At 44.3% G+C, this 21,213-nt stretch carries 14 protein-coding genes; 5 read left to right on the forward strand and 9 right to left on the reverse strand.

What is annotated here, in order from left to right; genetic code table 11:
* Nucleotides 1–195: 195 nt before the first annotated feature.
* Nucleotides 196–1,467, reverse strand: a complete 1,272-nt coding sequence (locus M0R33_RS14085; RefSeq protein WP_292570362.1) for a Ulp1 family isopeptidase — start codon at nt 1,465–1,467, stop codon at nt 196–198.
* A 34-nt stretch (nt 1,468–1,501) separates the two neighbouring features.
* On the opposite strand from M0R33_RS14085, the gene M0R33_RS14090 reads away from it, so the two are divergent.
* Nucleotides 1,502–2,386, forward strand: a complete 885-nt coding sequence (locus tag M0R33_RS14090; protein ID WP_292570365.1) for a hypothetical protein — start codon at nt 1,502–1,504, stop codon at nt 2,384–2,386.
* A 26-nt stretch (nt 2,387–2,412) separates the two neighbouring features.
* Here the strand turns inward: M0R33_RS14090 and M0R33_RS14095 are convergent, their stop codons facing one another.
* The 3 genes from M0R33_RS14095 to M0R33_RS14105 form a co-directional block, all read right to left on the reverse strand.
* On the reverse strand, nt 2,413–4,026 hold the full coding sequence (locus tag M0R33_RS14095; RefSeq protein WP_292570367.1) for a hypothetical protein: 1,614 nt from the start codon (nt 4,024–4,026) through the stop codon (nt 2,413–2,415).
* Between the two features lie 533 nt (nt 4,027–4,559).
* Nucleotides 4,560–6,344 (reverse strand): hypothetical protein, encoded by a 1,785-nt coding sequence (locus M0R33_RS14100; protein WP_292570370.1) that lies wholly within the window; start codon nt 6,342–6,344, stop codon nt 4,560–4,562.
* A gap of 339 nt (nt 6,345–6,683) precedes the next feature.
* Nucleotides 6,684–7,718, reverse strand: a complete 1,035-nt coding sequence (locus M0R33_RS14105; RefSeq protein ID WP_292570373.1) for a hypothetical protein — start codon at nt 7,716–7,718, stop codon at nt 6,684–6,686.
* Between the two features lie 72 nt (nt 7,719–7,790).
* On the opposite strand from M0R33_RS14105, the gene M0R33_RS14110 reads away from it, so the two are divergent.
* Both M0R33_RS14110 and M0R33_RS14115 read left to right on the forward strand, forming a co-directional pair.
* Complete coding sequence (locus tag M0R33_RS14110; RefSeq protein ID WP_292570376.1) at nt 7,791–9,305, forward strand: hypothetical protein; 1,515 nt, start codon at nt 7,791–7,793, stop codon at nt 9,303–9,305.
* Nucleotides 9,306–9,365: 60 nt separating this feature from the next.
* The gene (locus tag M0R33_RS14115) at nt 9,366–10,460 is read left to right on the forward strand and encodes a hypothetical protein (protein WP_292570379.1); all 1,095 of its coding nucleotides are present in this window, start codon (nt 9,366–9,368) and stop codon (nt 10,458–10,460) included.
* Between the two features lie 35 nt (nt 10,461–10,495).
* On the opposite strand, the gene M0R33_RS14120 is transcribed toward M0R33_RS14115, so the two are convergent.
* Together M0R33_RS14120 and M0R33_RS14125 are read right to left on the reverse strand one after the other, a co-directional pair.
* Nucleotides 10,496–11,833, reverse strand: coding sequence for an aminotransferase class V-fold PLP-dependent enzyme (locus M0R33_RS14120; protein ID WP_292570382.1), 1,338 nt, complete (start codon nt 11,831–11,833; stop codon nt 10,496–10,498).
* 51 nt (nt 11,834–11,884) lie between these two features.
* Nucleotides 11,885–13,663, reverse strand: coding sequence for a hypothetical protein (locus M0R33_RS14125; RefSeq protein ID WP_292570385.1), 1,779 nt, complete (start codon nt 13,661–13,663; stop codon nt 11,885–11,887).
* 102 nt (nt 13,664–13,765) lie between these two features.
* Here M0R33_RS14125 and M0R33_RS14130 point away from each other — a divergent pair, with 102 nt between their 5' ends.
* Entirely contained in the window at nt 13,766–14,560 is a 795-nt protein-coding gene (locus M0R33_RS14130) for a hypothetical protein (RefSeq protein WP_292570389.1), read from the forward strand.
* 67 nt (nt 14,561–14,627) lie between these two features.
* Here the strand turns inward: M0R33_RS14130 and M0R33_RS14135 are convergent, their stop codons facing one another.
* A complete protein-coding gene (locus M0R33_RS14135) occupies nt 14,628–18,227 on the reverse strand; it encodes a hypothetical protein (RefSeq protein WP_292570392.1) in 3,600 nt (1,199 codons plus the stop codon).
* A gap of 225 nt (nt 18,228–18,452) precedes the next feature.
* On the opposite strand from M0R33_RS14135, the gene M0R33_RS14140 reads away from it, so the two are divergent.
* A complete protein-coding gene (locus M0R33_RS14140) occupies nt 18,453–19,367 on the forward strand; it encodes a Rho termination factor N-terminal domain-containing protein (protein WP_292570394.1) in 915 nt (304 codons plus the stop codon).
* On the opposite strand, the gene M0R33_RS14145 is transcribed toward M0R33_RS14140, so the two are convergent.
* Nucleotides 19,364–20,641 carry a hypothetical protein gene (locus M0R33_RS14145; protein ID WP_292570397.1) on the reverse strand — a complete coding sequence of 426 codons (1,278 nt, stop codon included), beginning with the start codon at nt 20,639–20,641 and terminating at the stop codon, nt 19,364–19,366. The genes M0R33_RS14140 and M0R33_RS14145 overlap by 4 nt on opposite strands.
* Nucleotides 20,642–20,709: 68 nt before the next feature.
* Nucleotides 20,710–21,024 (reverse strand): hypothetical protein, encoded by a 315-nt coding sequence (locus M0R33_RS14150; RefSeq protein WP_292570400.1) that lies wholly within the window; start codon nt 21,022–21,024, stop codon nt 20,710–20,712.
* Nucleotides 21,025–21,213: the final 189 nt, after the last annotated feature.

Below are 21,213 nucleotides of genomic sequence, written 5' to 3' on the forward strand. Positions count from 1 at the left end.
GGCATTGGAAGTTGGTACAAGCGCGACTGTTGGCAGAAAATATGGATTGAAAAACGCAGATTGCTTATTATTGCAGTTGCAAGGGATAAGCGGTTCTGTTTTTTCTCGCGTGAGGAACGCGATAATAATGATAAGTATAAGTATTATTATCGCAATGACATACATTGTCGGCATCGTGTATATTTATCGCGAACTTTATTCCCATTCGATTTTTACTAATTGTTTAAACTTATCATAATCAAACTTGCAGCGCATTTGTGCTCCATTTGCATTTAGTATTGCAGGTTGTTTTCCGCGGAAGCCCGCCGAAGGCACTGCTGCGCGGGAGCCGAAAAGATGCTGGCGAAATTCAAACATTAATTGGTCAGGGACTGGTGTTTTCAAGAAATAATCCGCGGGAACTCCATGAAGGCGCGCCCAAATATAAAACAGCGAATAAACGCCGCATTCAGTGCGCGAATGCTGATGGCGAATACGGCAAACATTAATCAATCGCGGCGCTGATTCGCCACCCGCGATTGCCTTCAATTCGCCACAGGCTCGAGCGCATTGCGCGAGTTCATCGCGCGTTTTAATCATCCATTTCACCCATTCTGGTGCTGGATTATTGCCGGCGCTATTAAAGAATTCAATACTCCATTTTTTGGGATTTTCATCTCGCGTATCAACGAACAATGCCATCCAATGTTTGCCGCCGCCAGAATAATTATCGCTGTTAATCACACACGCAGAGGTCCGATAATTCTCGGCATATAACTTTCGCCAATCAGTTGTCGCGAGAGAATCTGGCGAATTCACGATGCGAGTATCGCGGATGGAATGTTGCTCATAATCGCGCATATTAAAATTATATGCGAAAAAGCCCGCAGACTCGCCAGAGGCTCGGGCGCTTCGTGCAAACTGCGGTTCCATGCTCCAGGCGTTCAGTGTGTCATCAATATCATAATTATTAAGTAGTTTAACATCTACCGGACCTTTCCGCTTAAACGCAGTCGCATTTTCGAGGGCGAATGTCTGTGCATCAATTTTGTCTTTCATTCGATTCAGCACGCATTTCCCGTCTTCGCAATGAAGAGTTTCTTTTGCTTTTTCGGCAATTTGCTGTGGTTCGCCGGCGACAATCCCAAGTTTATCGCCGATTTTCTCAATCGTCGACGGCAAAAGGCACGCGCATTTTTCATCGCGCGTCAATGCGCAAACAGTGGAAATATTTTCCGGAATGAGTTTCGCGAGTGTAGCATCTTTTTTCGCCGCTTTGTCTTTGGGAAAATCGTAAAGAATTGGCGGCTCCAGTTTAAGGTCCACTAAAGCACCCGCGTTTTTTGGCGAAACATCCTCTTCATCGTCGACATCATCAAACGCGCCTACAATCGCGAAATCTTCCTCGTCAACATCGACGATTGCAAAATCGCTGCTTTGCGTATCATCGTCGCTCACAATCGATAAATCTGTATCTACTTTTTTCATCTGTTTTGTATATTATGCAGCGAGATAAAATAAGATGGCAACTGAATATGCAACTGATTATTCTTTTGATTTGCCTGATGATGGTACGATTCTTGTCGATGAGTGCGATATTCTCGGCGAATTGCGAGAAGGAGGATTTATCGAAGATGAACAAGATGTAAGCGACCACGAATCAACGCGCGCCGAATACAATGAAGTTTCCTATAAAATAATTCTATTTGCCGAAGAATTGCAGCACTTTCTCGAAACCAATCCCCCAACGGAAAGTTTGCAACTGAAGCTTAGAGATTTATTATCAAAGTCTCCATATGTGAAAATCGGCGATTATCTTTGCGAAATAGAGATTTGCAGCCACATTCGCGAAACCTCGGCGAAAATCGCGCGTGAATTCGATACATTACGGCGGAAATTCGCCGATTATTCTGTGCATCGGCTTCAAGCGAATGGTGCGATTACTATTATTGCGCCACCGCCGAGTTCTGGAGCTATTTCGATATTCGCCGATATGGCATCCGAACATCCTGATATTATCGGTTGTTGGCAAAATCTCATTATTGCGACGGAAGAATGCGTTGCGTTTGTGCGCGAAATTGCTGCTTTGCAGCCGATATGCGGACTAACGCCGGAATTTATTTCGCACATTGATGATTCATTCGCTTCTATATCTGCAGTCGATAGAACGCCGCTTCTGGAGAAAAAAATGATGCCAAACGGTGAGATTGATAAACTATTTCAGCGAATGATTGCCGCTGAGAATCAAACAAAACAGGATATTATTATTTGTATCAAAGAAGCACTTCACATCGAAATCGCAATCGCGAAAATTGCAAAAAAGATAGAAAAGCAATTTACCATTCTCGCTTCTATTTTGGCGCAAATAGCAGATTCTATTGATTGCGTAACTGCAGCAATGGAATAAGAGAATGGTAGCAAATATATGCGCGCTTAGAGTGGAATCACGATTGCGCGTTTTTCCTCTTTGTTGAATGTGATCATTTGCCGAGAAATGCAGCTTCTGCACCTATCATAACCGATACAGACTGTAAATATTTTAAATGGGTCGTCGAATATTACCGGTACCGCAATGATTGATTGCAACAAATCAATAAGAATGTCGACGCGATTGTACGGATTCATTTTCCCACTGCCCGTGTCGAGCGTCTGATAATCACCAAATATATTGCAAAAGATGGCAGTGATATGCTTTTTTTCGAAGGCATATGGGAGATTAGCCGCGGTTTTTATACGTTCTAATTCGCTACTATTTTGCGCGGACTGAAACTTAACGACAATTATATTTTGCTGCAAATTAAAGCAAGCCGTGACATCGCTGCCGCGTGTGCTTGTATCCTTTGTTTCGAATTTATCTTCGACACACCATGCGATATGTTTTTCTAGAATAGGAATAACGCTCAGAACAGCACTAAGAGTAGACTTCGGCGAGAAAATGGATGATTTTCTCGAGTCGGTCGATATTTCTTCGCGTGATTCTGCAGGCGGCGTATTCGCTGTTGATGGTTCTGCGACTATATGTGGCAGAGTGTTTGCCGTTGGCTCCGCAGCTTCGCGTACACTTGCCACTATTGGCTCTTGTGCGTTTGCTTGTAGCGCAATTGCTGCAGTGCGATATGATCCCGCCACCGATTTGAATGCATCACATAATTTTGCTGCTGATTCGATTGTTTTGCGTATTTTCTCTGGTGTTGCGCGATATTTTTCAGTCTTTGCAATTTTGCGCGGCGGCGGATTATCCGCATCTGAATCGTATTCTTTTGCGACGATCGATGCTTTATTCACTGGTATTGATTTTTGCAAACGCGAACCACGTGTTTTTGCTAAATTTTCGATCTTTTCGCGCATTCTCGCTAATGGTAAGAATTCGTCATCGGCATATGATTCGTCCATTGGAATTGTTTTTGGGTCTGCCGGATGCGTTGAGCATTTGGCGCGCCGTGTTATCAAGCCTTTGGCGAGCCGCGAAGCGATCGAGCCTTCACCAAGCTCCGCTGAAGGTGTCGAGCCTTCAGCGAGCTCGCCCTCGGCTCGACCGCAACGCGGGAGCTCGCCCTCGGCTTGACCGCTACGCGGGAGCTCCGCCGGAGGCGTCGAGGCTTCGGCGAGCTCCGCTGGAGGTGCCGAGACTCCTACAATTCCTCTTTCTGGCGATTTATTTTGGCATGGCGTTTTTGAATCTTCTTGTAATACAACCACATGTTTGTCGGTACGCCAATATCCAAACATTCCTTCTTTTTTATGGCGAGCACATGCCACGGCTTTTTTGCCAGGATATCCGTAACTCGCTTTATGCGGGCGTTGATATGCAAGGTAAGATTTACCGATTTCTCCTCCGCACTCGACACAAATTGCACCAATAACATACCAAAGATAATCCGGATTAGCTTTCGGGAAATCAGGCGATATTTTCTCGATGCGTTTATTACGTTTTTTAGCATGCTCAGCACAATAAGCGGGCATTTGCAAACGAGTGCCCCACGTTGCGCGTTTATTACAAGTGTGGACTACACAAATCGGCATTTCGTTAATATTTTGATTTGCCATGTTTCAAAAAAAGAATACGGTACAGCAGCCTTTCCATTACATTGAACTCGATATTTCTCGAAAAGAAGAATTATCCATTCATTTACCTTCCAGCCTATAAAGGCTAATAAGCAAGTTTTTGACAACTTGTAACAAGCCGAACGTATGGCGTTATTTTTTATTCTATATTGCGAGCACCACTAACATCCCTGCCAATATTCGAATGGCGGGTTATTGTGCGCGAGCTGTATTTTGCCAAATATTTTCGGGCAAAGAGCGTTATTCCTAAAATAAGATTGTTCGATAAGTGTTTTTTACTAACGCCGCCACTTTCTAATCCGAAAATGAGAAATGTTCTTTGCTCGAATATTGGATAATGCTGATTTATAATTGGCACAAGCCAGTTTTATTGTCATCCGCGCCAATTGATTTGTGGATAATTAACCAGAACGCGAAAAATCTCGAAGTGAAATGGGTATCCTATACCGCGGGTTGCGCCGCTTTTCAAAAAAATAATAGAATAATATTAGAATAATGAATTTGGCTGAATTTCCTTAAGACACCGGAGCATCCTTAGCAGTTTCTGCTGGCGCAGCGGGAGTTGCCGCTTTTACGCCGGGCTTTCGCCCCTTCTTCTTTGGTTCAGCAGACTCGCTGGGGGCTTTTCCAGCTGCAGTGCCACTTGGCACCACTGTGGATGATGCTCCAGCCTTCTTCTCACTCTGCTTTGCTTTCATTTCGGCATTTTGCTTCGCAAGCGCCGCAATAACAATTGCGTCAATATCGGTTATCACTTGCACAGCGCGGTCAGTCAAGAACGCCTCCATGCGCATATCGCCGCTCTTCTGCTGCACATTACGGATGCTGAATTCATCCGAAGGAATGCCCAGATTTGCACTGCCTTCATGAATGAAGAACCGAAGTGCGCCGGAAACTACAGCGATGCTTACAGTCTTCGCGCGTTGAGTGTGAATATACTCATGCGCATATGCGGCAGTGCGCTGAATCAGCGCAATGAGAATTCCATTGATGAAATCCTTAAATCCGAGATTGAGCCGCATATTGCTGATGCCGAGTTGCTTGAGAACGCGCTTATTGATGCGCGCGATATAAGTCTTAAAGCCGAGAGAATTAAGACTGGTTTCCTCAGTGTCCGCAGACTTTGCCGCATCCGCAGCAGCGGCTGCTGGCTCCCGCGGAGCGGTCGAGGCTTCGCCGAGCTCGCCTTCGGCTCGACCGCTACGCGGGAGCTCTTCATCTGCCGCTGGCGCTTCTGCTTCCTCTGCAACATCAAAGGATACCTCAACCGGCGAAATAATTGAGCGCACTTGAGTTGTCAACTTATGCTTGATGGCTTTAATATACTCATTTGCTGCGGCGAGTGCTGCATTCGTAACGCGCGTGTACATCTGCGTATCATATGCCTCATTGTAAATCGGCAAATTTTCAATCAGCGGCAACAGTGAAACAAACTTGCGGCGCGTATCAATATCCAAAGACATGAACATTTCAGTCGTCATAATCGATTTAGGATTCTTCTGTGCTTGCGCAGTCTTAATCACGGCATTAAGAATTTCGCACGTAAGCTTATTGCAAATATAAGTCATGTAAGCGACAACATCCTTACTTATGCGAACACGCACTTTACGCGCTGCTTCGAGCGCATCATCCAATTCCTTTTTCTTTGCTTCATTCTTTTCGGACTCTGATGCCGTGAGCATCTCGTGAATCTTGCCTTCCACGCAGACATTCAAGAGATGATTAAATTGATGGCGAACACGCGCTGCAGGAATGAGGTCAGTTGTTGTGCCGCTTTCCTTGAAATCAAATGGCGCTGCATTATCGATATGAATCGAGCCGCCATTTACTTTTGCGCAAATCGCAGAAAATGCGATTTTTGGCGAAACATCTCCAACCGCAGTTGCGGGAATTTCCTTCGCAGCGGCGGCTGCCGCTTTAGTGCGATTTGGCTTCGCCGCCGCAGATTGTGCAACCGGTGCATCGGCTGCTTTCTTCTTTCCTCCGCGATGTTTCTTTTCCTTTACGGCTTCGGTCGCCACTGCCGCGGGAACGGCAGCAGGTGCATTCTTTTCTGCGGCATTCTTCTTCTTGCGTCCCTTTGGAGCGGCTGCAGCCTCAGCCGGCTTCTCAACGGGTTTCTCAGCCGTGTTCTCAGTGGGCTTCACTGTGGCATTTTCAGTGGGTTTTTCAGTGGGCTTTTCAGTGGGCTTTGCGGGCTTCGCAGCATTCTTCTTTGTTTTTTTCGTTGTTGGCGCTGGTGCGCCAACGGCTGGGTCAGCAGAGACTCCTACGGGGTTCTTCTTCTCATCAGATGACATTTCTTGATTGTTTTGTGGTTTGCTTACTTGATTGAATGGTTCGTCGCCGATAATGCTCGTTTACGGTGTTTTCCACGTGATATAATGCTTCAGTAGCATTGTTTTATAATAAAATTCGCAACCTCAATTTTATGCCAAATTGGCAATAATTCGACCAATTCCGCAACAATTTCGCCGCCCCAAAAATACACAAAAAAGAAATGGAAAATAATGGTATTTATTTAGTTAGAATTGAATTTTGGTGTTATCTCGCGCGCGAACAATCCCTTACTCGAGCACAGTGAAAAACTCGCATCATTTCGGTAGAATCTCTGCGGAATCGCGCACGAGATGTACGATTCATTTCTTTGAATGCGCGGCGCACAATTCTGTACCTTCAACAACGCGATTTTTACACAATCCGCGCCCTACTTTCTTCTTGCACATCACTATTTCACTCGGAGTACTGCCTGATGCAGTGTCAGTGCTTGGCGAAGCCTCGACGCCTCCGGTGGGGCTCTGTCGAGCTGGATTGTGTTCCTTCAATATTGCATCAGAATCTTGCGCTGCAGCGGATTCATCTTCTGGCGAATTTGAAGGTGAACCTTCAACTGGTGCGCTTTGCATGAGTGGCGAATCATCTTCCACTTTTTGGGCTGAAGTATTATTATCTTCTTCATTTAGTGATTCTGCTTCATGTGGTACTCCGCCGGAGGCGTCGAGGCTTTGCCGAGTTGCTGGCGCAGCTGATTCCGCAGTTTCGCAATTTTCGACGCGTTTAGTTGCGGATGAGCGATTTTCTGCTGGTTTCGCAATCGGCGACACATCGGCGATTGGCGGCGCCCGTGAAGCCTCGGCGTCGCTTTCGCGCTTTGCTTGCTGCTCAATGATGCGTTTTAATTTTTCCGCACGAGTCAATTGTGGCTGAGTTGGTCTCTCTTGCGACGGAACTTGCTCATATACTGTTGGACCTGGCGGTGCATCGCCGGGTGGGTCTTTCTTTCGTTTCAAGATAAGATACGCGATTACAGCGATAATAATGATAATCAATACGATAATAATGACAATGAGCTTATTTTCGCGGATTGTATCCAAAATGCCCGGATGTTGTGCTACAGCGGCGGTTGTTGCAACTGCGCGCGCAGCAGCGCCATAACGCGCCCCGCGATTTAATACGACATCGCTATCTGCATTAATAACATGCGCTTCTTCGCGAACTGGCTGCATATGCGCGGCGGGCATAGTTTCGCCGATTATTTTCCTTGGCGCTCCAGTGGCAATTACGCGCGGAACATTTTGTCGCTCAGGCGCGCGCTGTGTAAATTCTGTATCGCCGCAGATATCGAGTGAAATTGGGATTCTTTCTTGGGATGGATCGCTTTCGCCGTGTTGCATTGTGTGATTTTCTTTAATTGACACGCCAATCTCGATAATATATATTCACTTTCAGTATATAGTAAAATGGAAATGTCGAAAACAGAAATTGCCGCGATTTCATCAGCGGCTGACTCAATTGTATCATCGATTCCCACTCTATCGCGAAGTCAAATTGACGCGCTACTTGAACCATTTCCGCAGGAATCCGAGGGTTCGCCTTCGTTGAGCACTCGCGCAGCGAGCGAGGCTCCGCCGAGCATTCTCACGACAATGGAGTGGCTTTCCAAAAAATATTCCGCGATTTTGACGACATGTACCGCCGAAAATCCAACCGTACTCGCTGCCGCGAAAAGTATTCTCGATGCAATTCCACAAAAAATAAATCCACCCGCCGCAGATAAGATTATGGAACTTATAGCAAATGAAATAACTGCCGGCAGGTGTAATGGTTTTCATATTAAGTTATCGCAAGTTCTCCAGCAATCCGGCAATAATACCGCGCAACTCCGCAATAGCGCAATTGCGCAGCGAAACGCATCATTCGGAATTGAAACTGTCGCGCTCGACCCGCAGATTCCTCTATTCGAGCAAATTCTCGCAGCAGGAGGACTTTCGCCGATTACACAGAGTATCTCGAGGAAAACGCTGTTTCACGCGATTGGCGAAGAATATCAAATCGCGCTATCACTGGAAGAAAATCTCGATTTCTTGGCGCGCAATTTGGGCGTAACTGTTTTCTTCTTGAATAGCATAAGCGAAAAACCCATCGAAACAGATTCACGCGGGCTTTTCGATGAGCAATTCATCACGACGCGCAAATTGTTTACAAATCCACGCGCTGGTTTGACTGAGCAATTTATCACGCGATTCAACACAATTCGCGAATATTCGCGCATGGAAAACGCAGATAAATTGCCGATGTTCTATGTTTCGAGTGGGAAACTTCAAGAAAAAGTCCTCATTCTTGAAACGATTACTGGCAATGTATTTCGCGTTGTGAGTTTGCCGGCGCAATTTACCAGTGATGATTTGGAGCAGATTGGCAATGATTTCGCCGCCGAATCTGGGAATATTGCGGAGATATTGCAACGCGTGTGCGTTCCTATTTCCGCTGCGAAATTTCTCCTTGAAGGGCAATCCAGGCGCGTAGATACTTATAATGCTATTCTTGAAGAAGAGATTTTGCGCGAATGCTTTGATGACCGCAGTACGCAATTCATCAATATGTATCGCGATTCGCCGCCCGACAAATCCGCGATTAGCACATTTATCGCGGCTTTACTTAGGAAAATCCTCGCGCGTTTGGATGAAAGCCGAGAGAGTTTATCCTTGAGCGAATATTATGGAATTGTATTTGATGCATACGCTACTGTCGCAGGTAGAGATTTTGTTGAGCCGGAAAAACACATTTCCGTATATGCGCGATTGCGCTCCATTTGCCAGCGATTAGCGAGCGGAGTAACGGAAATTCAGCAAAAAGCAGATGGCGATAGAGTTATTATCGAATCTGCGCTTTCGAAATTCTTCGAAACAACGCTAATCGACGATATAACTGAAATATTCGATATCCCGCTTAAAGTCTACTTTCTTCGGCGATTTGGTTGAGAGCGGCTCGCAAAAACGCCATCTAAATAAAATAGGAATAAAATTATATTTTTTGGTAATATGTCAGAGAATTGCGCCGCCGAAATTCCGAAGAAGCGCCCCGGGCGCCCGCGTAAGAAGCCGTCATTTCTCCAGCCGACGAGCGGCGGCATTCTTCAAGCCCCGCAGGATGCGAGAAATTCAGTAGAATTTACTTATCAACATCCCGCCGAAATCAAACGCATCGTTAATCTATTCAAAGCGTATAATACTATTAATCTCGAATTAGAGTTTGCAAAAAATCAATTCACCATCTCCGGCAAAGATTACACAAATAGAGTAACTATAATCGCCGCAGTTAATTGTAGATATGTTTCATCTTATTATTGCGCGGAACCCTGTTGTGTATCTGTGAAACGCGATAAGTTCGAAATCGCCCTTGCGCCGCTCGAAAAATCGCACAGTCAGATTACAATCTGTATCAATCGCCACGGAAATACAACTCTGTGTATTGTGCTGCATGATACGCTCTATAATAGCGATGACCAGTTTGAAATCGAATCGCCGCAGTTAACGCAGATAAGCGAAACTCCGAGTAAGAATTTCGATGATGCGACTTACCCAGTGCGATTTGTTATCAGTGGTGCACATCTGAAAAACAAGATAAAAGACCTGAAATATTCTGTCCGCGATTTCTCCATACAAAAGCAAGGAAATGAGCCGCTGCGCATTTGCATGCATGAGTTATCGCGTTTCGCATATTCCGGCATTTATACAGACCCGGATAAGATTCATCTTGAATCATCAATTGCGGATTGTGATATTTTCGTTTCTGTTGTTCCACTAAGTTATATTCGTCCATTAACATCTCCAAGCTTAACTGAAGATTTAATAATTGCCGCGGATTCTCAGCGGAAAATGATAGTACGCACTGGGCTTGGACGCTTAGCATTAGAAGCCGATGATTATGCTATTCAACTTACAGTTGCGATTGACGTGCTGACTTCTGAACAAGCTGCGCGCTATGAATCACCGGCGGCTGCGAGCGCTGCTCCGCAAGAAACCGCAATTGCGGCTCCGCAAAGCGAATCTGTGACAAAAAAAGAAGAATCAAGCGGCAAAACGCAGCAGACAGATGACCTTGTGGATGAAGATGATGCCGATGACGAGGACTAATTTCGCCGCACAATTTGTGCGCGGTGCGTTGCACGTTACTTATTTTTTTCATCTCGCACGGCTTTTCCGCTCTTTGTTATCTGCAATTGGCGAATTCCTTCCGCAAGAAAGCCATTCACAAATGCGCGAATATCGGCAATAGTGGTTTCAGTGCCCATCGAGACCCTGATTACGCCGTCCGATATGATTGTCGGCACATTCATCGCCAGTAAAACGTGCGATGCTCCTTTATGCGAAGAAAGACACGCGGACGAAACGCTCACAATAACGCCGGCATCTTCCAATTTCTGCTTGATGAGCGAATTGCACGCAGTTTCGCCTACATGCTTCGCAATGGACATTAATATTGTATTAGGTAAATAATCTCTCGGTCGCGCTGTATCTTGCAGAATAACGCATTCTAATTCGTATTTTTTGCGTGATTGCATGTATTCTTCGAATGTACGCGTTGGAATTCGCGCATGAAGCATCTTTACTAGTTCTGACTTCAGCGTGTAGTGATTTCTTGTTGTGGATTCCATTCTCTCGAAAGTAAATACTGTCCCGGCAAATGCCGCAGCAATATTGTGTGGCGCTTGTGTTCCGGAACGCCATTGCATTTCGCCTCCGCCTGGACTTAAAGGTTCGAGATGATATCCGCAGAGAAATTGCTCTTTGATGACAAGCGCGCCAAGCCCCGGAGCGCCATGAACTTTATGGAAACTTATGCTCACTGTATCAATACCACTTTTCACTAAATTAATAGGGATTTTCCCATATGACTGAACTATATCGCTATGAAACGGCACTCGCATTTTGTGCGAAACGGCGGCAATCGCGGCGATATCATTAATCGCGCCTGTTTCATTATTCGCATGTTGTATGCTTACCAGGCATGTATTTGGGCGAATTTCGCGCGCAACATCTTCTGCCAAAATATGCCCACTCATTTTCGGCAATATTCGCGATACTGTGCAATAGCCGCAGCGTTCTAATTGTTCGACAAGTGCGATTATTGATTTATGTTCAATAGCCGAAACAATAACATGTGGAATAACATGGGTTCGCAAAGTGAATGCCTCTATAGTACAGCGAATGATGAAGCAATTTGATTCCGACCCACAAGATGTAAAAATTACTTTATAGAGATTCGGCGCGATTTCGCCAATCGTTTGGGCGCGTTTCGCAGTATCTGCGGCATCGGGGCGATCCGTGCAGCAACTCTGCACACCGAGACTTTTCGCTATGTAATCGCGAAATTCGTCCATCATCTTTTTGGCTTCGCGCGCAGATGGATAAGTCGCCGATGGATTGCCATGATTCGTCCATTTTATCATTTCTTGCTTTGCACATTCTGGCATAAGCGTCGTGGCATTGTTATCGAGATAAATCATCTTAAAAAATAAGCGAGTATATATTTGTTCGCTCGCTCATTTTTTGATGAATTATTCGTCCGTATTGTCAGCGCCATAATAATGGAAACGCAAAGGAAAGCGCGCGTGAATATGCAGCAGACTCTTAATTATGATTGTCTCCAACGAGACAGAAACGATATCTGTTATATTTTCCAAATCTGCAAGAGAATAATCCAAGAATAAATGCGGATGCTTTGAAAGATTGAGTTTCCAATCATAAATTTCGCGCGCATCAATCGTAAATATTTTATGCGCTGCATTGGCAACTTTCTTTGGAATTTTTGCGCCGGAATGATAAACCTGTATGCCGGCTAATATTCTGGGGCGAAATATGGCTCGCGCTTCGCCATTTGTAATGACTAAAATATTTCCTACGGCGTGTTGCTGCGATTTCGGCACAATTTCTCCAAATTCCCCACGGCAGCTTTCCGCCGGCGTGGAAAGTAGTGAATTTTTCAATATATGCGCGGTTATTAATTCTAACTCATTTAATCCTGCATATTCGGGGTCATCTTCGATTAAAGTTTCCCAATTAAGCCCGGCACAAGAATAATCCACGAGTAGTTGTCGAACACCGCGATCTATACGCACGCGCGGCTTTGTACCGCGGCATATTGGGCATGGCTGAACGCGTATTTGCTCGAGGCAATCATCGCAGACAGTATTGCCACAACTCGTGCACATCGCAACAAACTCGCATTCCGCAATCGGTGTGTAACAAATAACGCATTCTGCGGTATTGACAAAGTTCTGCTCAATTGCGCGAGAAAGAGTCTTTTTTTGGTCGAAATGAATCGCCACTTTCTCCAATACGCATATTTCTGGATCGCGCGATAGAATATGAGAATTAATAATACTATAATCTAATGCGATTGGGCAATAAGTGTATCGGCGCGCATCTTGCTCGACGAAGTCTCGCTCGCTGCGCGAGTGCTCCCGCATTGCGGTCATGCCTTCGGCATGCTCAATGAAGAATCCTTGCCCAATGCACGAGTGCTCCCGCAATGCGAGAGCACCTTCGGCGTGTTCAATCCTCGAAGATTGACTCGGCATTAGTTTGTATCGCGAATGCAAAGTAAATGTTTTAAGCGCTCTTTTCAAACGTGCCCCGGCAAAATTATTCGGACTAAGAAAATCTTCAACGCAATCGTTAATTATGCGCGCATGGCAAATATTCGTATCGAAGCGAAAAGGAAGGCTAACCACAATGACATCAGCTTGTCGCACGCGCGTTTCATTGAAATCCAATTCATTCCATCCATGCGGTTCAAAATAGGAGAGATTCGTATCATTTTCTAATGCGCGTATCCATTCTTCTTTGCGCCACCGCGCGTCAGTGACGATTAGCGTACTTCTGGAGAAAGTCTGGGCTGAATCTGCGCTTTGCGGAAGTTCGAATCTTGCTGGAATTGGATTCCGCGCAATAAACGCCAAAATTGCCGTTGTTCGCCCGCAACCACCAGGAATATCGCGCAAATCGACAGTATCTTCTTCTCGCTCTCTTCCAGCGATTAACTGGACTAATTCTTCTTGATATGGATGAAGCGGAAATATCACATCAAAAATAGATTGCTGCGAAGCAGCGGCGCTCGATTCGCAATACTGGGTGGTATGCCTGATTTCTTGCTCGGCGAAGCCTCGCTCGCTGCGCGAGTGCTCCCGCATTGCGGTCGCGCCTTCGGCGTGCTTTTTCCCAATCTCGTCGGTTGTCGCCAAATGGGGGAAAAGCGCCATTAATTCCCGCAAATGCGCGACTACTGAATTACTTCCATTGCGCCGAGATTTAGCAGGAGGACGAAATGTAATCATTATTAGTATATATTTTGGCATAGCACATTCAAAAGAAGAACACGCGCAGTTGCGCTTTGGATTTGTGATGTAATTTCATTCCAAATATTTTCCAAGAATAGAGTGGCAAAAAAAGATGGAAGTTGTATATATACAACAATCGGGCACTTTGGGAAAATGTTCGCGCATGCCTTTGGCGTGTGGATAAACGCACTACTAATCGTATCCGCGATTCTCAGCGGAGTTTCTGCTGCACCGACAGCAATTTCTCGAAATTACAATGACAGCATTTGTTTCGCGATTGACATTGGCGACAAATATGAAAAAATTACAATCGACATCATGCAATTATGTGCCGGCGGTGAATTGGAGGCGCATTTGGGGAAATTACCAGATTGTTCGCAGTTGTCGCTCGTAAATTGCGCTGATGCCGCAACGAAAAGCAGCGCGATGCACGTTGAGGCGCAACTCATTCCTTGCGATGCAGAGAGTTGGGGATTTGCATATATTTCGCTCAGTAATCCGGCGAAAATCGCATGCCAAATCGCCGGATTGATAGAAATTATCCCTCGAGAAATACCTCCATCATCATCGCAGCATAGCGAAGAGGAAAACTCATCGACGCTTTCTTCCAATTCATCTTCCGCGCTTCCGCCTCTAATACCAGACGATAAGTTTACTATTATTTATCTTCTTATTGGTTTGACTATGGGTCTCGTTGCGATACTTGTTACTGCGAAATCTATTTCTGTGATTCGCAATCGCGTTGCAGCAAGTCACGCAGCAACTGCCGCAGCGAAAAAAGAAAAACACGAAAATGCCGCGACAACCGTAACTTCACAGTGTGCGCCGGACAATATCGAATTTACTCCAGCAAATGAGGTAATGCTTCGCGTATTAGAGTCGGCAGCGAAATAAGTCGATTTGCTTATTGCCATTTTTTTGCACAAAAAAGAATGAATGTGAATTTGATTTGCGAATTATTTTAATGGGGGTTGAGGCTTTGCCGAGCTTCAGTCAGGACAATTTTGCCGCCGATATAATCAAATGGACCAAGCGGGCAAAGCCGATAAGCATCTGGCATCTTGACTATTCCAATCCCATAAACGGCTTCCGATGCTTTAGCAACAAATTTCAGAACGCTATCTGTTTCACCGGATTTCGCGCCCTCGGCTGCTTCTAAATGCGGAATTACGCACACAGCGCTATGAATGCCGCGCTGAATACGCTGGCAATTCGAGGAAATAGCTTTTTCTATTTCGCGCGCGGTATAGAAATGAAAATCCAATACTCCGCCGATAAATCCACAATTTGCCAATAATCCGCCAATAACGCGATGCAGCTCATATGAGTGCCGAAATTGCAGTGTTTTCATCCCGCATTCTCCATGTTCTTCGCGAATCGCAGTATATCGCCGTGCCTCAGCCGTGCGCAATACCGCAAATGGAGAAGCGCTTCCTTTCTCTTTTTGCGCGGTGTCATATTCTTTGAGATTTTGGTAAACTGTTTGATTTTGTGGCAAAGAATACACCTTTGCGAATTCTGGCGAAATATCGCTCTGCCACCAATCGAATATTATGCGCAATTCGTGTTTGCGCATTTCATGAAGTTCATCTTCGGTTATTTCACTATTAATCTCCGAAGATTTCTGCTGCAGTGAATTGTATTCTTGCGCAGTTAATTCCGCAGCGGCTGAAATCTGTTTTGCGCGCTTTTCATCCGTAGCATTTGCGGCGCCTTCAAACTCCGAAAGCACTTTTTCGTATTCCGCGCCGGGCACTTCTTTGTTGCAAATATAACGAACAGATGCCCCGGTTGAGCGAATCAATGAAATCAGCACTTGCGAAAATGCATTTCGCGATTTGTTGGTGATGCATTGATTATACATCCAAAGAGTGGAAAAATTCGTATCTTTGATAAATGGAATGCCATTCGGCTGAAATTCAATATCCAAAAGATGACAGCCGTCTAAATCGCGCGTTAATGCCTCAGCGCGCATTGATATCCACGCAGATAAATCTGCAGGCGTTTCTGGCAGAGAACCACCGGATTCGGCAATGCAGTGAACGAAACTATGCTTTGCAACACTGCGAATGCGCCCCATCATTTGGATGCACGTTTGCGCAGTACAGGAATTATCTGTGAAATAAGTGAATATTTGCGAAAAATGTTTGACTTTTTCAAATGAAACGCCAGCCGTAAGCGTCGGCGTGTAAATGAGTACATCGCATGTATCCCAATATTTCGCTACGTCCGAAAAATGCTCCTTTCGCCGCGATTGGCTCGTTTCTGCAGAATAAAGAAGAATCTTTTTATCTGGAAAATAGGTTCCCAAATAAGTCTCAACTTTGCGAGCGAATGATGCATTATTTGTTGGAATCACTACGCGCTCACCTGCAGCAAGCGCGGCATTTAGGCGATGAAGCCAAACACCGCGGTCGTCAGTGAAATAATGCGTATCTTCTGTGGCATTTTGGAACGCATTGTTTATCAAAATAGTATCCGGTAAATTTGCATTCGCGATTCCGCGTATGCGCTGAATTACGCCAACAGTTCTCTCGCTCAAAAATGCGTCCATAGCAATAATGTGTTTCGCATTGCGCAAAAGCCACTCAAAAACTGCGAATGAAATCGCCGGCTTCGAAGAAAGCCCTGCGGCGAATTGCTCAATAATAGATTCTGCTTCATCCAAGATTACCATGTCGACAAATTCTAAGTCCTTCGGCGAAATGCGATGAAGTGATTCTACTTGAACAATCATCTTATCAAGCGCGAGCGGCAATTCAGTCGGAATATCCGAATAAAGCGTGAAATCCGGGAATGCCGCTTTACTCGTTGCGGAAAATGTTCTGCGGAACGAAACGAGAAGTATCTTCTGGCTCGCCGAAGGCTCGCGCGAAGCGCTCGCTGCCTCATAGCTCGGCAATGCAGACACGAATTCTTTCAATGCCTTCGTTTTGCCAATCTTCATCGGGGCTCTCACAAGAAGAGTCCTCCAATTCGGCAATTCGGTAGTAGCATCTGTAAATGCTTTCATGGTTGACTGAGAGTATTCAACTAATTTAATTCCTGGAAAGTCTCGCAAGATTGCCGAAACTTCGGGAATTAATGAACTCGCGCGTAGCGCTCGAGGCTCTGCCGAACTCCCGCGTAGCGCTCGAGGCTCTGCCGAACTCGCCGCAGGCTCGAGCGCTTCGCGCGAACTCTGTGAAGCCTTGGCGGTTTCATCTGGACTATCTCGCGTTTGCAACGGAGATGGCGACTGTAATGGTGCTTCGATGCGTGCTCGAAGAACTCCAAACCAGTCTCTTTGGGAACAACTATGATATGTATGATTCCTCGATAACTGACTTAATGATTGTTGTAAAGATATTGATGATTGATTTAAACTTGTATTAAAAATGTTGCATACCCAAACTTTCCGGACAGGATCTCTTCGACATGCACGTGTAACTGTTATATATGATGAATCTATGATGCTGTTTTGCTGAGAGTTTCCCCCCAAACAATTATCACGTGTATGCCCTCGACGATAGTTGATATTTGCAAAGAGAATGAACGTGTTATCCACGTCATGAACTCTTTCGCAAATATCACATCGCGAGGGTGCTATTCTGTCAAAAATCTCCATCCCATTAATAAACCCACCCTTGCTGCGCAATATGTGCGCCTGCATGATTTCTGGAATAGCTTCCCTCGCGGCTTTTTCTATAATCGCCGCCAATTCACCATTTTCACTACTTTCTTTCAACTCGTTTAAATACCCATCAAGCATGCTGCCAGTAATAGCAGCAGGTAGGTAATCCGAAATTAATGGCGCATAACTGCGAATAAGCGTCATAATAAACTGCTCAGCTCGCGGCATTTGTGCCAATGACCTCGGAAAAACCACGCGTTTCACGCGCGGAGACATCTTTCCCTCTTTGAAAGGTCTTTCACCAAGTATCCGTAAATTTTGAATGCGTTTGTTTACACCTGCATCAATGAATTGACGAAATTCCTGCGGTATGCGTTGTATAATTGCTTCACAAATTCTCTTAGCTTCAATATTGGAGTTAACAGATTTGTCGACAACTACATGGAACGATACCTTTTCTAATAGACCGCCCTTCTTTGCATCATCTGACAATGAAGAAACATCTTCATCATAACACGACGAACAAAGGATAATATCTCGCTGCATTAGCGAAATACCACAGTCTTCGAAATATGAATGTATTGCATTAATCAAATTATCAATTAATTCGTAACCCATATCTCGCATTTTTTCATAAAGCACGATATCTTTTACTGAAATATCGACATCGAACTTTATTTTTTGCCTGCAATCGCCGAATATGACTTCGTGGTACGATTTTGCAGATTGCGCAACTTGCGCGCCAGAGGAAGATGAATAGCGAAATTCGAAGAAATCCATTGCGTTTTGCTCGTATAGTGGCTGTTTCTCGAATACGACATATTCGCGCGTTTGTATTTCGAATACTATAAACGCGAGCATAAGCCGCCCATTATTCCTTAGATATGTTTCTGCCCCGGATTCACCTTTCAGCTTTTCAAAACGCTTCGGCGTATTAAGGCTGCACATATCTACTTGTCCTCCTGATTAAGCGAATGATGAATTTCAAAAAAAATAAGGGGGACGACGCCCGAGCGTACAGGCTTCGTTCTCCTAAAAAGACTGCTACAGTGTATACTGGCTTAATTTTATTTTTCTGGAAGGCTGATATTCGCAGATTACTACTATTAGAATTTGAATCCACGTTACTTGACCAACGAATGTTTCAAACTGGCATATATAGACGAGAAAAAATTGAATTCAAAATTGGACAACAAACTTGACACCACACTGATGATACGTATACATTTAAGCGCGATGGACTACTCCAAGAAAACCCGTAAGGAATTAGTCGCCCTCTGCAAAGAAAATGGAATCAAAGGATATAGTGGAAAGAAAAAGGAAAATCTTATAGAAATGATTCATCAAAAAGAATCAATTTCAGTACCAATAATTGAGACAAAAACTGATGCGAAGATTAAACCACCAGTAAAAGTGGAGCTCCCGCTTTGCGGTCGAGCCTTCGGCGAGCTCCCACTTCGCTGTCGAGCCGGAGGCGAACTGCATACTGTACTATCGATGGAAAAAGTGGAACGCATAAAAAGATTGAAAGAACATTTAGCACTCTCAAAAGTAAAACACGAAGACCAAATAATGAAATTGGCAACGCTAAAAGAGGCACATACATATTGTGTGATTCACTGCATATCTGCGCAACAATATGGTCCTCTACTTGAAAGATTTATACGAACAAAGTTCAACTATATCAAGAATAAAGCAGAAGATTGTACTGGCGACTGTTCTAAGGATGGAAAGAACTCAGAAATAAAAGTATCACTTGGAGGAACGACCCATACAAAGTTCAATTTCGTTCAGATTAGACCGTCTCACGACTGCGAGACTTATATACTTACTGCATACAATCTATCTCCTGAAAATGTGGATTCAGAAGGAGAATTATATATATTCAAAGTTCCAAAAGCAGAAATCAAAAAAATAGTTGCGTCCTATGGTGGATACGCACATGGAACCATCAAGGAGCACGGCATAATCACAATTAATTCTTTGAATGACGATAAGAGTATTAAAGAGTATGCTCTCCGTCCTTCTATAAATGACGAGTGCTGGAAAGCATTAATGATATTCAGAATTCCTGAATATATTATTTAATCGTAGGTCTCACTATAAAGTCTCACGAGATCGCCTCTACCTATTGAGTTTTGCCGCGCTGTATCAAGGCTTATCGTATAATCAAGAGCAGCAAACCGTTCCATTAATATCTTTTTATCTATTTTCGATTTAATCCAGTGCCAACTTTTAGGACGTAATGTTTCAAGTCCGGTGTTAATAATTTCGCCACATTTTCCACCATACGCACGAATTGCGAAGTCTGCTCCTTTTGGTGGCGTTGGTTGTCCTTTTGGATCTTTTGGTCCGAATCCCAAGAAATCCCAATCATCATGTGTAGTTGATAGCTCGACAATGGTGCGTTTCGTGTCTTTTTTTTCCCAGATTTGGAAACAACATTTCACCATCATGGGAGGATAAAACGAACAGGGTTCCATGGGGATTTCTTCATCGAAGACAAGATGAAAGTTTGCATTTAGTTTATTATGAACGCTTACACGGCGAAATGTTCTTGGAATAATGAAAGCGATTATATCCGCCCAGTTTGACGCGTGATTAAAGAACTTTATAGCCAGGGAACTTACTCTGCCAAATGGGGGGTTCCCAACAACGAGTATTTTACCAATATTGCTCGGAGGTCTGTATGTAAGAAAGTCTTGTTTGATAATATCTTTGTGCTCTGGTGAAATATCAATACCAAGTTTTTTATCGGTTGGAATTCTTGTAAGGAAACTTCCGTTTCCCGCACTTGGTTCTATTACCATTCCCCATTCGGACCATTTATAACGAGAACCAATACTTGCTAAACATTTTTCTGATATCACCGAAATTGTATAGAATTTATCGAGCCCTACTTCACGAACCACTTCTGCCTTTGTGGTTTGTACTGAAAGATCGGCGGAGCATCCGGCGAGTTCGGCAGAGCCTCTACCCCTTCGGGGGAGTTCGCGCGAAGCGCTCGAGGCTTCGCCGAGTTCAGTACTGATTGTTTCGTCTGTCACTGTGGAACTTTCTATAATAGAATTGATAACTGCTCCAGGAATCGTTAGAAGTCGATTAATATCATCCTTTTTCTTTCCACTATATCCTTTGATTCCATTTTCTTTGCAGAGGGCGACTAATTCCTTACGGGTTTTCTTGGAGTAGTCCATCGCGCTTATTAAGCGCTGTGATACCACTGGAATATTAATTTTAAGTTCAATCGGGGATTCAAATTTTATCTCACCGTCATCCGTTTTGGATAGAATTTCTGTTGCTTTTTGTTCCACGGGTGATTCAATCATATTATCCTTTTTACGAGCGCATTTGCGTTTCATATATATTTCCGACTTTGTGGGAAAGTTTTCTGGTGGATTTTATGACTATACTTTATACGCTCAATTTTTCATAATGGCATGAATGTTTCATCAACGCTGTCTGATTTTGTTTTCCCGGAATACAGATATTCGCCGAGATTCGCGCATTGTAGCCATTGATTTGCATTAATTTGTATTGATTTCAAAAAAGAAACGGTGATAAAATGCGCAATTCGTTTATCCATGCGGTATATGTTCAGTTTTGGCACTATTTCTTCGAGAAATATGAGCAAATCAACGCAAACAATCCGCGACAATGCGGCTCGCCCGCTACGCAGGGTTGCAACTTGTAGCAAAAAGGTTGATATTTCTTGAAAAGAATTGACACTAAAATCTATCCACATGGCTTTTTTCCTTCTCCATCTAAATGTAGATGGGTATATTTTTTATATACAGATGAGCCAGCATGCAAGTCCTGCAGGATATAATCAAGAAACAGTCCGTCAAAACATTCGGCAAGACACGAAAGACTCTTCCCCCGCAAAATGTAGAAAGTCAGAAGACGTGGTTTAATATTTCAGAGACGAATTTTG

The organism is Methylomonas sp. (assembly GCF_023228165.1).
Lineage (GTDB): Bacteria > Pseudomonadota > Gammaproteobacteria > Methylococcales > Methylomonadaceae > Methylomonas.